12 protein-coding genes are annotated in these 14107 nt (G+C 64.5%); 7 read left to right on the top strand and 5 right to left on the bottom strand.

Translation table 11 applies throughout. The features are described from left to right. Positions 1 to 9 precede the first annotated feature (9 nt). From HZB53_08135 to add, 7 genes are all read left to right on the top strand, one after another. The gene (locus tag HZB53_08135; protein ID MBI5877602.1) at positions 10 to 429 is read left to right on the top strand and encodes a cobalamin B12-binding domain-containing protein; all 420 of its coding nucleotides are present in this window, start codon (positions 10 to 12) and stop codon (positions 427 to 429) included. After that, the gene (gene meaB / locus HZB53_08140) at positions 426 to 1424 is read left to right on the top strand and encodes a methylmalonyl Co-A mutase-associated GTPase MeaB (GenBank protein ID MBI5877603.1); all 999 of its coding nucleotides are present in this window, start codon (positions 426 to 428) and stop codon (positions 1422 to 1424) included. The genes HZB53_08135 and meaB overlap by 4 nt, the downstream gene beginning before the upstream one ends. Beyond that, entirely contained in the window at positions 1421 to 1801 is a 381-nt protein-coding gene (locus HZB53_08145; protein MBI5877604.1) for a zinc ribbon domain-containing protein, read from the top strand. Before meaB ends, HZB53_08145 begins: the two co-directional genes overlap by 4 nt. Positions 1802 to 2013: 212 nt before the next feature. After that, positions 2014 to 2973, top strand: coding sequence for a ribose-phosphate pyrophosphokinase (locus tag HZB53_08150; protein MBI5877605.1), 960 nt, complete (start codon positions 2014 to 2016; stop codon positions 2971 to 2973). A 31-nt stretch (positions 2974 to 3004) separates the two neighbouring features. Further along, positions 3005 to 4228: an anion transporter gene (locus HZB53_08155; protein ID MBI5877606.1), complete on the top strand. Its 1224-nt coding sequence runs from the start codon at positions 3005 to 3007 to the stop codon at positions 4226 to 4228. Between the two features lie 72 nt (positions 4229 to 4300). Beyond that, positions 4301 to 7231, top strand: a complete 2931-nt coding sequence (secA, locus tag HZB53_08160) for a preprotein translocase subunit SecA (protein MBI5877607.1) — start codon at positions 4301 to 4303, stop codon at positions 7229 to 7231. Positions 7232 to 7297: 66 nt separating this feature from the next. Continuing rightward, positions 7298 to 8335 carry an adenosine deaminase gene (add, locus tag HZB53_08165; GenBank protein ID MBI5877608.1) on the top strand — a complete coding sequence of 346 codons (1038 nt, stop codon included), beginning with the start codon at positions 7298 to 7300 and terminating at the stop codon, positions 8333 to 8335. A gap of 56 nt (positions 8336 to 8391) precedes the next feature. On the opposite strand, the gene HZB53_08170 is transcribed toward add, so the two are convergent. From HZB53_08170 to HZB53_08190, 5 genes are all read right to left on the bottom strand, one after another. Beyond that, positions 8392 to 9126 (bottom strand): CoA-transferase, encoded by a 735-nt coding sequence (locus HZB53_08170; GenBank protein MBI5877609.1) that lies wholly within the window; start codon positions 9124 to 9126, stop codon positions 8392 to 8394. Further along, on the bottom strand, positions 9123 to 9953 hold the full coding sequence (locus HZB53_08175; protein MBI5877610.1) for a CoA transferase subunit A: 831 nt from the start codon (positions 9951 to 9953) through the stop codon (positions 9123 to 9125). Before HZB53_08175 ends, HZB53_08170 begins: the two co-directional genes overlap by 4 nt. An 8-nt stretch (positions 9954 to 9961) precedes the next feature. Continuing rightward, the gene (locus HZB53_08180; protein ID MBI5877611.1) at positions 9962 to 11581 is read right to left on the bottom strand and encodes a long-chain-fatty-acid--CoA ligase; all 1620 of its coding nucleotides are present in this window, start codon (positions 11579 to 11581) and stop codon (positions 9962 to 9964) included. 18 nt (positions 11582 to 11599) lie between these two features. Then, on the bottom strand, positions 11600 to 12844 hold the full coding sequence (locus tag HZB53_08185) for a PEGA domain-containing protein (protein ID MBI5877612.1): 1245 nt from the start codon (positions 12842 to 12844) through the stop codon (positions 11600 to 11602). A 396-nt stretch (positions 12845 to 13240) separates the two neighbouring features. Continuing rightward, the gene (locus HZB53_08190) at positions 13241 to 14101 is read right to left on the bottom strand and encodes an MBL fold metallo-hydrolase (protein MBI5877613.1); all 861 of its coding nucleotides are present in this window, start codon (positions 14099 to 14101) and stop codon (positions 13241 to 13243) included. Between the last annotated feature and the right edge of the window lie 6 nt (positions 14102 to 14107).

A 14107-nucleotide genomic window follows, 5' to 3' on the forward strand; every position in this document is an offset into this window, starting at 1 on the left:
AGGTTGAGCATGACTGACAAGATCCGCGTTCTGATAGCCAAGCCGGGACTGGATGGCCACGATCGCGGCGCCAAGGTCGTGGCACGCGCCTTGCGCGACGCCGGCATGGAAGTGATCTACACCGGTCTGCGCCAGACGCCGGAGATGATCGTCGAGGCCGCCATCCAGGAGGACGTGGATTGCATCGGCCTGTCCATCCTGTCCAACGCGCACATGGCGATCTTTCCGAAGATAGTGGAGATGCTCAGGCGCGAGGAGCGTGGCGACATACTGTTGTTCGCCGGCGGCATCATTCCCGACGACGATGTGCCCGTGCTGAAACAGATCGGCTTCCGGGGCATCTTCGGGCCGGGCGCCGACACGCGCGATATCATAAAGTTCATCGAGACCGCAGTCGCCGGTCGCGACCGGGCGCCGGCCGCCGGATGACCTCCACCTCAAGCGGCGCGCTGGCTGCGTTGGTAGCCGGCGTCGAGCGGGGCGACCGCCGCGCACTGGCGCGGCTGATCACCCATGTCGAGAACCGGCACGCAGGCGTCGACGAAGCGCTGACAGCGCTCTACCCGCGCACCGGGCGCGCGCACATCGTCGGCGTTACTGGCGCACCCGGCACGGGCAAATCCACCCTTGTGGCCGCACTGGCGCGCGAAGAGCGGCGTCGCGGGCGCTCGGTCGGCATTGTCTCGGTCGACCCGACGTCGCCATACACCGGCGGCGCACTGCTCGGCGACCGCATTCGCATGCAGGACCTGACCGCCGATCGCGGCGTCTATATGCGCTCGCTTGCCTCGCGCGGCAGCGTCGGCGGCCTTTCCGAATCGGCGGCCGACGTCGTGCGGGTGATCGACGCCTTCGGGCGAGACATTATCTTCGTCGAGACGGTCGGCGCCGGGCAGGCCGAGGTCGATATTGCGCGCGCCGCACAGACGACGATCGTCATCGAAGCACCCGGTCTCGGCGACGAGATTCAAGCGTTCAAAGCCGGCATCCTGGAAATCGCCGATGTGTTCGTGATCAACAAAGCGGACCGTGAGGGCGCCGACCGCACAGCCAACGCCATTCGCACGATGCTGGATATCGGCATCCCGCAGCGCGGCCCCGGCGAGGGCACGGTCACGTGGCGGCCGCCGATCCTAAAGACGGTGGCGTCGAGCGACGATGGGGTCGCTCCACTTGCCGATGAACTGGATAAGCATTTACAATACCTGCGCGACAGCGGCCATCTGGCAGTCCGCGAGCGCGAGCGGATCGGCGACGAGTTGCGCCGCCGGCTGGCCCGCGCCCTGCTCGAGCGCCGTCTGGCCGCCGTCGGGCTGGCTGAAGTCGACCGGCTGATCGGCGACATCGCCGCCCGCCGCATCGCGCCACAGGCCGCGCTGCGCGATCTGCTTGACGCGCAATCACCGGAAGGAACACGATCATGAAATGCCCGCGCTGTGCCGCCGAGAACACCGAGGCGGCGCGTTTCTGTGCGAACTGCGGCCAGCCGCTCGCCGCGCAGGCTGCACCCCTGACGGCGCTATTTGCGCCGGCCGCCGTGCCCGACCCGAACACGGCGTTTGTACTCGAGTTCGTGCTGGGCATCTTCGGTTTCCTGGGTGTTGGCTGGCTGTATGGCGGGCGCACCGTGCTCGGCCTGGTGATGCTGGTCGGCTGGTGGCTATTTGTCGCTTCCGGCATCAGCGGCTCACTGCTGTCGGGCGGATTCGGCTGCTGCCTGTGGCTGCCGGTGCATTTCATTGCGCCGCTGATCTCCGCGCTGGTCGTGAAGAACGAGCTTGAGCGCAATCCATTCGGATAGGCTGCGTGGGTTTTCGAATTGACCATTGCGCGCACGGTATCGCTGCCGGGCGTGTGGTGTGGCACAACTCGTCGCCGAATCGGGCGCTGAGCGGCAGATTACGCCGTCGAAACGCCTTCGCCGGATTGGGAACCCTTCGAAAAGCTCAGTGGACATTCGCGCTGATTGCCTTGAAACGTCGAAATATCCCTCGATAAGCCAAAGGATCGTTAATGACCGCTAATCGCGTGAGCATGTACGGAGACCTGGCCATTATCAGCGGCGGCGCTCACCCGGCGCTGGCGCAGGAGATTGCCGATCTATTGCGCGTGCCGCTGCACCCGGTGGACATCACGCGCTTCCCCAACGAAAACTTCTTCGTGCGGCTCCAGGCTTCGCTACGCTCGCGCGACGTGTTCATCATTCAGCCGACCTGCTCTCCCGTCAGCGACAATATCATGAAGCTGCTGATCATGATCGACGCCGTACGGCGCGATTCCGCCGGCCGTATTACCGCCGTCATGCCGTACTTCGCCTACTCGCGCTCCGACAAGAAAGACCAGCCGCGCACGCCGATCACCGCCCGGCTGATGGCCGACCTCATCTCCACCGCCGGAGCTGACCGCTTTTTCACGATGGACCTGCACGCCAGCCAGATCGCCGGATTCTTCAATATCCCGGGCGACGAGATGAGCGCCTTCCCGATTCTGCGCGAGTACTTCCAGTCGCGCGACCTGAGCAACGCGATCGTCGTCGCGCCCGACGAAGGCTCGTCGAAGCGCGCGCGCAAGTTCGCCGAGTTGCTCGACTTGCCGCTCGCTATCGTGGAAAAACGGCGCAAGGCCACGCAGACCGAGGCGCTCAACCTGATCGGCGAAGTAGACGGCCTGGACGCCATTCTGCTCGATGACGAGGTGGATACCGCCGGCACGGTCAGCAACGCTTGCACGCTACTCAAGTCCCACAACGCACGCCGCGTGTTCCTGTGCGCGACGCACGCGATCTTCTCGCCGCCGGCCGTCGACCGCCTGCGCAGCGCCGGCTTCGAGGAGATCGTGGTGACCAACACGGTGCCGGTGCCGCCTGAAAAAAGCCTGCCCAACATGACCGTGCTGTCGGTCGGGCCGTTCATCGCCAAAGTGATCGATCGCATCCACCGCGGCGCTTCCGTTGGCGAATTGATCAACGAGTAGCCGGCGGCGAGCCGCTATCCCCCCTCCGCGCATGGACCCGCGCCACGCGCTTGCCGCGTCCGTGATCGTGCTGACCTACGCCGGTGTCGCGCTCGGCGAGTTTCCGCAGTTGCGCATGAACCGTGCCACGATCGCACTCGTCGGCGCGGTGGTGCTGGTTGCCGCCGGCGGCATCGGCGCGCCGCAGGCGTTCGCCGCGCTGGACGGCAACACGCTGGTGCTGCTGTTCGCCATGATGGTGCTGAACGTGCACCTGCGCCTGGCCGGATTCTTCAATTGGATCGCCGCGCTGGTCGTGCGGCACGCCGGGTCGCCGCGCTGCCTGCTCGGCTGGATCATCATCGCGTCCGGCGTACTCTCGGCACTGTTTCTGAACGACACGGTCGTCCTCATGTTCACCCCGCTGGTCGTCCAGGTCGCGCAGCGCCTGCGTCGCAACCCGATCCCCTACCTGATGGCGCTTGCGACCTCGGCCAACATCGGTTCAGCAGCAACGATCACCGGCAACCCGCAGAACATGCTGATCGGCATGTCGTCGCACATCGCGTACCTCGACTTTGCGCGGGCGCTCGTCCCCGTGTCGCTCGCCGGCATGCTCATTGCGTGGGTGGTGATTGTGGGCGTCTACCGAGCCGAGTTTGCCGAGCGGCGCTTTCCCGAGCGCTACGACATGGCGGCCGAGATCTACACGCCGCTGTTCCGTAAGACGGTTACGCTGAGTGGCCTGCTCTTGGCGGCGTTCCTGCTCGGCGCGCCGATCCCGCTGGCCGCCTTGACGGTTGCCGCCGCATTGCTCGTGACCCGCCGGCTGAAGCCGTCGCGCATCTTCGCACAAATCGATTGGTCGCTGCTCGTCTTCTTCAGTGGGCTGTTCGTCGTCACGGGCGCCATCGGCGCGCTCGGTTTCTCGGACGATCTGTTCGCCGTCGCCGAACCGCTGGCGCGCGGCGGCGTGCTGCCGCTGTCCGCCGTCACGGTCGTGCTGAGCAATCTGGTATCGAATGTGCCGGCCGTGCTGCTGTTCCGGCCCCTAGTCCCGCAGTTTGCAGATCCGGGCCGCACCTGGCTAGTGCTGGCGATGGCGTCCACACTGGCCGGCAATCTAACCCTGCTCGGCTCCGTGGCGAACCTGATCGTGGCCGAATCCGCACGCAGCCAGGGCGTGCGCCTGTCGTTCGGCGAGTACCTCAAGGTCGGCGCTCCGGTCACGGTACTGAGTTTGGCGGCCGGAGTGATCTGGCTAAGTATGTTATAATGAAATGAAGTCTCAACATTAAATATTCGGCCCCGGACCCGCCGGGGCATGCCACAAAGGTACTAACCGAGCATGCTGAAGAGCCTCCTATCGAAAGTCGTCGGCGATTCCAACGAGCGTGTATTGTCGAAACTCTGGCCCAACGTCGAGAAAATCAACGGGCTGGAAGCGAAATTAAAGGACCTGACGGACGCACAGATGCGCGCCTTGACCGGCGATTTCAAGGCGCGCCTCGCGCGCGGCGAGTCGCTGGACGACATCCTGCCCGAAGCGTTTGCGGCCGTGCGCGAGGCATCGCGGCGTACGGTCGGCATGCGGCCTTTTGACGTACAACTCATCGGCGGCATGGTGCTGCACCAGGGCAAAATCGCCGAAATGAAGACCGGCGAAGGCAAAACGCTCGTGGCCACCCTGCCGCTCTACCTGAACGCGCTGACCGGTAAAGGCGTCCACCTGGTCACCCCCAACGATTACCTGTCTAAAGTCGGCGTGCAGTGGATGGGACCTATCTACTATGCCCTCGGGCTGTCGGTCGGCGTTATCCAGCATGAGAGCGCGTATCTATTCGACCCGGCCTATTCACACCATGACGCACGGTTTCACCATCTGCGCCCGTGCGCCCATCGCCGCGAGGCGTATTACGCCGATATCACCTACGGCACCAATAACGAATTCGGTTTCGACTACCTGCGCGATAACATGGTGTGGGACTCGGACGAGCGCGTACAGCGCGATGTGAACTTCGCCATCGTCGATGAGGTGGACAACATCCTGATCGACGAAGCGCGCACGCCGCTCATCATCAGCGGTCAGGCCGACGAGGCGACCGACCTCTACCGCAAGTTCGCGGCCATCGCGGCCACACTGCGCGAAGAGGAAGATTTTACCGTCGACGAGAAGCACCGCAACGTAACGCTGACCGAGGGCGGCATCGACACCGTCGAGCGCAAGCTCGGCATCGACAACCTGTATGCGCCCGAAAGCCTGGAAATGACGCCGTACCTTGACCAGGCGCTCAAGGCTCGGGTGCTGTTCCTCAAAGACCGCGAGTATATCGTCAAAGAGGGACAGGTCATCATTGTCGACGAGTTTACCGGCCGCCTGATGCCGGGCCGCCGCTTTTCCGAGGGACTGCACCAGGCGATCGAGGCCAAGGAAGGCGTGCAGATCCAGCGCGAATCGCTGACGCTGGCCACCATCACCTTCCAGAACTACTTCCGCATGTACGAGAAACTGGCCGGCATGACCGGCACGGCCAAGACCGAGGAAGAAGAGTTCCAGAAGATCTACGACCTCGACGTCGTCCTGATTCCGACCCACCGGCCGATGGTACGCACGGATCATGCGGACCAGGTGTACAAAACCGAGCAGGCCAAGTACCGCGCTGTAGTGAATGAGATTCAGGAGATGCACGGCCAGGGCCGACCGGTACTGGTCGGCACCACGTCGGTCGAGCGGTCCGAGATGCTGGCCGACATGCTCAAGCGTCGCGGCGTGACGCACAATGTCCTGAACGCCAAGCTGCACGAAAAGGAGGCGGTGATCGTCGCGCAGGCCGGACGACCGGGCGCCGTCACGCTCGCCACCAACATGGCCGGCCGCGGCGTCGACATTCTGCTGGGCGGCAATCCCGACGGGCTGGCGCGCGACAACCTCGCCAAGCTGGCGTTGGACGTCACAACCGCCAGCCCGGAACAGTGGGACGAGGCGCTGGCCAAAGCACGCGCGCAGACAGAGGCCGATAAGAAGCGCATCATCGAGCTGGGCGGCCTGCATATCATCGGCACCGAGCGGCACGAGGCGCGCCGCATCGACAACCAGTTGCGCGGTCGCGCCGGCCGCCAGGGCGACCCCGGCTCGTCGCGCTTCTACGTTTCGCTCGAAGACGACCTGATGCGCCGCTTCGGCGGCGAGCAGGTCAAGAAGTTCATGGAGTGGGCCGGTCTTGAAGAAGATGTGCCGATCGAACACAATCTGATCTCCCGCACGATTGAGCAGTCGCAGGTCAAAGTCGAAGGCTACAACTTCGACATGCGCAAGCACGTCCTGCAGTATGACGACGTCGTCAACCAACAGCGCGAGACGATCTACGAGCAACGCCGCCGCGTGCTGAGCAAGGACTCCCTGCGCGACGACGTTATGGAAATGCTCGGCGAAGCGATCGACACAGCCGTGGATGCCCACACCGGCGGCGACCACGAAGACTGGGACCTGAACGCGCTGGCAGCCGACGTGCAGCGCACCGTGCCGCTGCCGGCCGGCTTCGACACCAAACAGTGGGTGAAACTGGACGGCGAAGAAATCGCCGACCAGTTGATGGAACTGGCCGAGCAGTTCTACGACGAGCAGGCCGGGCGCATGGGCCGCCAGTTGTTTGACCATGCACAGCGCAACGGGCTGACAATCGAAACGCTCAGCGCCATCTCGCCCATGTTGCAGCGCGCCGTGGTGCAGGTCGCACAGGCCAGGCTCGGCGACGCGTACGCCACGGCGTCCGCGGAACGGCTCACCGGACTGACGGCGGAACGGGAGAGCGCGCTGCAGGCGCTGTTCACGGACGGCATGGTCCTGTCGCGCGATCGCATCGCCATCTTGCAGGTCATGGATCGCCTGTGGATCCGCCACCTGACGGTGCTGGACGATATCCGCGAAGGCATCGGGCTGCGCGCCTACGGCCAGCAGGACCCGCTCGTCGCGTATAAGCGCGAGGCCTCGGAAAGCTTCGGCCGCCTGCTCGACCAGATGCGCGAACAGGTCGCGCACACGATCTTCGGCATGCAGATCAACTTGCAGCAGACGCAACCGGCCCGCGTTGCACGCGAGGTCGCCACCAACCGTGCCGCCGAGAGCGAAGCGCGCGGACGGCGGGCCAGCGCGGCCGGCGGCGCCAAAGGCGCCAAGCTTGGCCGCAACGATCCGTGCTGGTGCGGCAGCGGCAAGAAGTACAAGAACTGCCACATGCGCAAAGACCTGGGCGGCGCGCCGGCCGCCGCGCAACGCTAGACGGCAGACCAAGCATTGCGACGCCGCGCAGGAGACGGGAACGCGCGCGGCGGATAACCCAACACCATGACCGAGACGTCAAGCGACCTTCGCGAAAAAATGGTGCGATTGCCAAAAGTCGACCTGCACCGCCACTTTGAAGGCTCGATCCGGTTCGAGACGTTTCTCGAACTGGTATTGCCGCAGGACCTGCCACTGCCGACGCGCGACCCGGCCTTGTTGCGCCGGCTGGTGCAAGTCCTGCCGGATGAGCCGCCAAACTTCACCAACTTCCTCGCCAAATTTGCCTGGCTGCACACTATGTACGCCACGCCGGACGTTTACGGACGCATCATGCACGAGGTCGTGGAAGACGCCGCGCGCGACGGGGTGGTGCACCTGGAACTGCGCCTCAGCCTGCGGCATCTGACACGCCACAAAGGCTTCGCCATGCCCGACGTGCTGGGCTGGCTGCACAGCGCGCGGCTGGACGCCGAGAAGCGATTCGACATCTCGGTCGCCCTGATACCGATGCTGAACCGCGAGGCGCCGCGCGAACTGTGTGAGCAGATCATGCGGGCGGTGATCGATCAGCCGGACGGCGTCATCGCCGCCGTGGACCTGGCCGGCGATGAACTGAACTTCCCCGTGCCGCCCGTGGCCGACCTGTTCGACGCCGCACGCCGGCGCGGGCTTGGCATCACCATCCACGCCGGCGAAGCGCGCGAGGCCGCGATTATCGACCGGTGCCTGACGACCTACCGGCCGACGCGCATCGGCCACGGCGTGCATGCGACCGACGACCTGCGCACCATGCGCCGTTTGACGGACGAGGGCATTACGCTGGAGGTCTGCCCGCTCAGCAACATCCAGACCGGCGCGGTGGCCGATCTGCGCACGCATCCGCTGAAGCCGCTGCGCGACGCCGGACTGGCCGTCACAGTCAACACCGACGACCCGAACATTCAGGGCACCTGCCTGTCGATGGACTATGCGGCCGCGATCACCTCGATCGGGCTCACGCTGGACGATCTGCGGCAGATGAATAGCGCGGCGGCCGAGGCGGCCTTCCTGCCGCGCGATCAGAAGCGCAAACTGCTGGCGCGCGTCAAAGCGGGCTGGTGAAGACGCAAAGCGATCAATGCAAAGCCCTCGCTCGTAATTCGAGCGGGCTTTGCATTTCAGAACTCGATTGCGCGCACGTTATCAGGATCGACCGCGTGCAGGGCATCGATCTCCGCCGGCGTCGGCGGCGGCGTACGCGGCGTGCGCTCGTCCGCTGCGATGGGCCATCCCGTCTGCGCGCGCACTTGCTCCGCCGTCACGTACGGGTGGATCGACTCGACCTGCAATTCGCCGTCCTGCATGCAGAAGACGCACAGCGGCGTCACGACACGGTCGACGCGCCCACCGCTCGTGCGAAACGACACCGCCTCGACGAACGTACGCACATCGTGCTTGGTGCGCCATAGAATCGTGCGCCCGGCGCTCGGCATGATCGCCGCCGATCCGGCGCCGCCCGGCAAGCGCACCTTCGGCCGGTGCACGTCTCCGCTAGGGCCCGGAATCAGGCTCATATTGATATTGCCGTGACGGTCGATCTGCACGCCGGACAGGAACGCCGTGTCGAGCTTGCCGCGCGCCGACAGATCAAACAGGTCGGTCAGCGTGACGCGGCTGCGCGTGTGCGCAAACAGCGCGGGGTCCACCGTCGAGCGCGGCAGAGACTCCGGCTGCGGGTTGATGCTGCCGGTGATATTGAGATAAACCAGGTTCGGCGCGTGCAGCCGCTTGGCGATCAGGATCGCCACCATCGGCAGTGGCGACGCCACGCCGTGGAAGACCGTTTCGCCATCGCGTAGCAAGCGCGCCATGACAATCGGCATCATGACGTCAGGCGTCAAGTCGGCGGTCATGCAACAGACTCCGGTATGCTGGCTGAGGCCAGCACATGCCGGCGGATCCAGTCAGCAACCAGCTCGGGCGTCTGCGTGTGAGCCTGGAAGTCGGCCAGAAAGTCGAGGTCGGCATCGTACAGGCCGTGGCACGAGCATGGGTGCGCCCCGCGCGGCGCATGCACCACGCTCGACACCATAAACCCGGCGATCGTGGTCAATTCCGGCTGCGCTTCAAATGACCGGCCATCCACGATCCGCTCCGCGGTCAACACCACCTGCTTCGCGGCCGTCACCATCAGCGCATCTTCAAACACGGAGCCATAGATGCGCGCATTGCCCGTTGCGTCCGCCTCCTGCACGTGGACAATCGCCACGTCGGGCCGGATCGCCGGTACGACATACACTTCATCCTCGCTGTACGGATCGCTTACTTTGCGAAATCCCTGCGCCTGCGGCAGATCGGATTGCGAGAACGCATTGATCGGCATGAACGGCACACCCTGGCTGGCCGCGCGCAGCCCGGCGATGACGCTGTAGCAGGCGTGCTCGTAGGCGTGCACGGTTCCCTGTTCAACGGCGCGGCGGTATAGCGACGCCATGCCAAACAGGTTCTCGTAGCCAATGAAACCGGCCGTGACCGCGCTTGCCACACCCGCGCCACAAAGTAAGTCCACGTCATACGCGCCGGCCGTCTTGACGACATTCAGTCCGCGCCGACCCCGCCGCACCAGTTCGTGCACCGCCGCGACCGGCGCGCGGTGCAGCGTGTTGCCGCCCAGAGCCACCGTTGCGCCGTCGGTCACCAGACTCATCGCCCTGCTCAGTGTGGTCAACTTGCTCTGCATCGGCCCCCCTAGTTGATCCGCTTATCGCGCCCGGCCCATTCCTTGTCCCGCAGCACGTATTTCTGGATCTTACCCGTGCTGGTTTTCGGCAGATCGATAAACTCGACTGACTTGGGGCACTTGAAGTGCGCCAGATGCGCCCGGCAGTGCGCGATGATCTCGTCCGCCGTCGCCGTCGCGTCCGGCTTGAGCGTCACAAACGCCTTCGGCACCTCGCCCCAGCGGTCGTCGGGCACCGCGACCACCGCCACCTCCAGCACCGCCGGATGCTGGTAGATCGCCTGCTCGACTTCGATGGTGGAGATGTTCTCACCGCCGCTGATGATAATGTCCTTCTTGCGGTCGCGCAGTTCGATGTAGCCGTCGGCGTGCACCACGCCTACATCGCCGCTGTGAAACCAGCCGCCCGCAAACGCCTTCGCAGACGCGGCCGGGTCGCGATAGTAGCCCTGCATGACGTTGTTGCCGCGCATGACGACCTCGCCCTGCGTCTGCCCGTCGGCCGGCACGTCGTTCATCGCGTCGTCGACGACGCGCAGCTCGCTGATATGCAGGTACGGCACGCCCTGGCGCGCCTTCATGCGCGCGCGCTGGTCGGACGGAAGCGCATTCCATTCGGCGTGCCACTCGCAGACGCTGTGCGGGCCGTATGTTTCGGTCAGGCCGTACACATGGGTGATCTTGGCCCCCAGCGCCTCGACCGTCAGCAGGATCGTCGGCGACGGCGGCGCGGCGGCCGTGACGATCTGTAGCGGCCGGGTCAGCTTGAGTTCCTTGACCGACGGGTGATTGGTCAGCATGATCAGGACGGCGGGCGCACCGCAAAAGTGCGACACGCGCTCCTGCTCGATCAGCCGCACAATCACCGGCGGATCCACGCGGCGCAGGCAGACGTGCGTGCCGCCCACCGCCACCAGCGCCCAGGTGAAGCACCAGCCGTTGCAGTGAAACATCGGCAGCGTCCACAGGTAGACGCTCTCGCTTGTCAGGCCGTGCTCCAGGCACTCGCCGAGCGCGTTGAGGGCGGCGCCACGGTGCGAGTACATGACGCCCTTCGGGCGGCCGGTCGTGCCGCTGGTGTAGTTCACCGAGATCGTGTCGTCTTCGCGGGCTGCATGCGCGATGGGCTCGCGGCTCCCCCCCGCGATGAACTCTTCGTACGTGACGCCCATTGGTTTCGGTCCGGGTGCGCCCGACTGGTCGTCGACGATCGTAATCACCTGGCGCAGCGACGGTGTCTGCCCGGCGAGCGGCGCGGTGATCGGTGCCAGTTCCGAGTCGACGAACAGCAACTTGACTTCCGCATGGTTGAGGATGTACCCGATCTCGTCGCGGCTAAGGCGCGTATTGATCGCGACCAGGATCGCCCCGGTCAGCGGCACGCCGAAGTGCGCTTCCAGCATTGGCGGGGTGTTCGGGCACAGGAACGCCACCCGATCGCCCGGCTGCACACCGGCGGCGCGCAGGGCGCCGGCCAGCCGGTAGACCCGCTCGGCAAACTGCCGGTAGGTGTAACGCAACGAGCCATGCACGACCGCCGTTTTGTCCGGGAACGTGCGCAGACTTCGGTCCAGAAAGCTCAGCGGCGTCAGCGCCGAATGCCAGACGTCGTAAAACTCGTTGCTCACCCTATCGGCCTTTCCGGCTCACCAGAGCCACATCGGGAAACTGTCGATGGCGTCATCCTGTGTCAGCGCATATGGGTCGCCGCCGAAGAAATCGGCGACCCAGATATCATCGCGCCCGCTGCAGTTGCAGACGAACGTGACGCGCTGGTCATCGGTCGAAATCGACGGTTGGCGCACGCGCTTGCCTGCAAACGCCGTCAACGGGCGCTGCGTGCGCGCCTGCAGATCGATCACCCACAGGTTACTGACCAGCAGTGACGGGTCCAGATCGGCGGCCGACTGCTGAACATTCTCGCGATGCACGTAAATGATCCGGCGGCCATCTGCTGTCCAAATGGGATCGAAATCCTGTGACCCGGCCAGCGTCAGCTTCTGCGGGTCACCGCCATTCGGTTCAGCCAGAAAGAGCTCGCCGGCGTTGTAGGCGTTTGGCTTCTGCATGCTGGCGAAGACCAGTTGCCGGCCGTCGCGTGAAAAGCGCAAGTAGGTGTTGCCTTCGCGCCCATTCGGCGCGACAGGTTGGCGCTTCAAGCCATCGAGTGATAGCAGGTAGGTATTCTCGTAGTCGGCATACGCGATACTGTTGCCGTCCGGCACAAAGGCCGCCGTGAGCACACCGCGCGGCGCCTCCGGGATGCGCAGTTGCGTCACCGTACCTGTCGGCGCGGAGATCCAGATCGTCTGGCTGACCATGTTCTTCATGAGCAGCGAGCGCCCATCGCTGGACCATTGCAGGATGCGGAACACGTCGCCGCCCAGCGCACGCAGTTCCGGCTCGGCATTTGGCGGTAGATCGGGCCGCGGCCCGCTTATCAGCCACGTCTTCAGGCCGCCAGCTTCCTCGACGTTGACCGCAATCACGCCGCCGCCCGGGGCCGCTGCGACCATCAGCGGCGATCGGACCCAGCGGTGGGACGACCAGCGCAGCGGGTCGCGCCCGGTTTCATTGACCGTCCAGAGATCGTACGCGCCATCACGGTTCGAGAAAAAGGCCAGCCGATGGCCGGACGGACGGCGCGCGACGCGCAGCGTGGCAGTGGCATTTACGGTCTGGCGCGCCCTCACGGTGACGATAATCTGCGTGTCCTCATAACCTTCGCTGTGCAAAACGATTTCGTGCTCGCCAGGCTCCAGATCGCGCACCGTCAGCGGCGTATGCCCGCGCGGTTCGCCGTTCACCAGCACGTTGGCGCCGGGCGGCGCCGACGTGACGAACAGCACCCCGCCGCCTGGCTGGGTGTCCGCCCCGCAGGCACCAAGCAAAATGAGCGCTCCAAGCCAGAGAATCAAGCGCCACGGTGGCTTCAACATAGGTGCGACAGCTCTAAAGAACTCTTTTCCTAAAATTTGGACTTTGGGCTTGACTTCCGCAACTGTTTAACATATACTTACATTCAATTGAATAGCGCCGAATCCTCTTCGGAGGAACGGGGGATCCATTACCGGGGTGAATCACGGATGTTTCGTGTAGGGTTCTTCTCCTGACCCAAACCCGACAGCTAACCTCGTAGGCGTATCTAGGGGAAAGCCGTTACCCAGAGCGACTTTCTCTGGGTTTTTGTTTTATTAGGGAGCCCTCTTCCCGTTTTCTCCTCCTTTTGGTAGAGGGGCAAGGAGGGTCAGGTTGCCCTCCTTGCTCCCTCGACCAGACCCTGGTCGTCACGCCTTTTCGAGTTGTTTGTCGCGCTCCTTGAACTCGTCGTACACCCGCTGCAGGCTCGCCTTTAGGCGCTGTTCGGATCGCGCCCGATCATCCACATCAATCGGGAAACCGTCAAGTGACTTGACCTTCGAGACGACATCTTTGCGACTCATGCCGGCTGCGTAGTACGCGCCCACCGTGTCGACGAGTGCGCGGATATACGTATCGAGTTGCGCCAGCGTCTCCGTCGTCGCCAGGTTGCCGTGTCCCGGCACAATCACCGCCGGCTTGAGCGTCGCGATGCGCTCGAGCGCAGCCAGCCACTGCTGGCTGTTGGCATCGCCGAGATTGGGGTACGCGCCCTCGATGACCACGTCGCCGGCAAACAGCACGCCCTCCTCCGGCACATGCACCAGCTGCGTTCCGGACGTGTGGCCGCCAACATGGATAATGCGAACGGTGAAGTCGTCGAGGTGCAGCGACATCTCGTCCACGGCCCCGATGGTCGGGCGCGGCATCGGCAGGCTCTCCAATTCCAGAGCCACCGCCGGCTGCGTGCTGCGGAACGACTCGATCAGGCGTGTACGGAACGTCGCGTCATACTTTTCCAGCATCACATGCGCCGCGTGCCGGTGCGCGATGACCTGCGCCTCCGGAAATGCCCAGTTGCCGAGCGCATGACCCAGGTGGTGATCCGTGTTGATGATGTAGATGGGCCGCTGTGTGCTCATGTGCTGGACGGCGTCGCGCAAGGCGCGCGCATCGTCCGGTAGCAGCGGGCTATCGACCAGCACCGGTCCGCGCGGGGTCACGATCATACCGAGGTTCGTCTTGCGACTGTCCCGGAACACATAGCAGTGAGCGGAGATTCTTTCCATAGATGC

It is taken from the genome of Chloroflexota bacterium, assembly GCA_016235055.1.
GTDB lineage: Bacteria > Chloroflexota > Anaerolineae > JACRMK01 > JACRMK01 > JACRMK01.